Here is a 1,196-nt window from a genome sequence, read left to right as displayed (position 1 = left end):
TGTTTTACGAAACATCTTCGGGTTGTGAGGTTAAGCGACTAAGCGTACACGGTGGATGCCCTGGCAGTCAGAGGCGATGAAGGGCGTGCTAATCTGCGATAAGCGTCGGCGAGGTGATATGAACCTTTGACCCGGCGATACCCGAATGGGGAAACCCAGTGTGTTTCGACACACTATCATGTCATGAATACATAGTGGCATGAGGCGAACCGGGGGAACTGAAACATCTAAGTACCCCGAGGAAAAGAAATCAACCGAGATTCCCCCAGTAGCGGCGAGCGAACGGGGAGGAGCCCAGAGTCTGAATCAGCGCGTGTGTTAGTGGAACGGTCTGGAAAGTCCGACGGTACAGGGTGATAGTCCCGTACACAAAAATGCACACGTTGTGAACTCGAAGAGTAGGGCGGGACACGTGGTATCCTGTCTGAATATGGGGGGACCATCCTCCAAGGCTAAATACTCCTGACTGACCGATAGTGAACCAGTACCGTGAGGGAAAGGCGAAAAGAACCCCGGCGAGGGGAGTGAAAAAGAACCTGAAACCGTGTACGTACAAGCAGTGGGAGCCTACTAGTTAGGTGACTGCGTACCTTTTGTATAATGGGTCAGCGACTTATATTCTGTAGCAAGGTTAACCGTATAGGGGAGCCGAAGGGAAACCGAGTCTTAACTGGGCGTTAAGTTGCAGGGTATAGACCCGAAACCCGGTGATCTAGCCATGGGCAGGTTGAAGGTTGGGTAACACTAACTGGAGGACCGAACCGACTAATGTTGAAAAATTAGCGGATGACTTGTGGCTGGGGGTGAAAGGCCAATCAAACCGGGAGATAGCTGGTTCTCCCCGAAAGCTATTTAGGTAGCGCCTCGTGAACTCATCTTCGGGGGTAGAGCACTGTTTCGGCTAGGGGGCCATCCCGGCTTACCAACCCGATGCAAACTACGAATACCGAAGAATGTTATCACGGGAGACACACGGCGGGTGCTAACGTCCGTCGTGAAGAGGGAAACAACCCAGACCGCCAGCTAAGGTCCCAAAGTCATGGTTAAGTGGGAAACGATGTGGGAAGGCACAGACAGCCAGGATGTTGGCTTAGAAGCAGCCATCATTTAAAGAAAGCGTAATAGCTCACTGGTCGAGTCGGCCTGCGCGGAAGATGTAACGGGGCTAAACCATGCACCGAAGCTGCGGCAGCGAC

General features: G+C 52.7%; 1 rRNA gene. It reads left to right on the top strand.

Annotation, left to right across the window (positions count from 1 at the left end):
* Positions 1–28 precede the first annotated feature (28 nt).
* Positions 29–1,196 (top strand): 23S ribosomal RNA (locus JBO43_RS22835); the annotation flags it as partial.

It is taken from the genome of Lelliottia jeotgali (assembly GCF_016771845.1).
Lineage (GTDB): Bacteria > Pseudomonadota > Gammaproteobacteria > Enterobacterales > Enterobacteriaceae > Enterobacter > Enterobacter jeotgali.
Note: the sequence above shows the minus strand (reverse complement) of the source record. Positions and strands in the feature narration are given on the sequence as shown.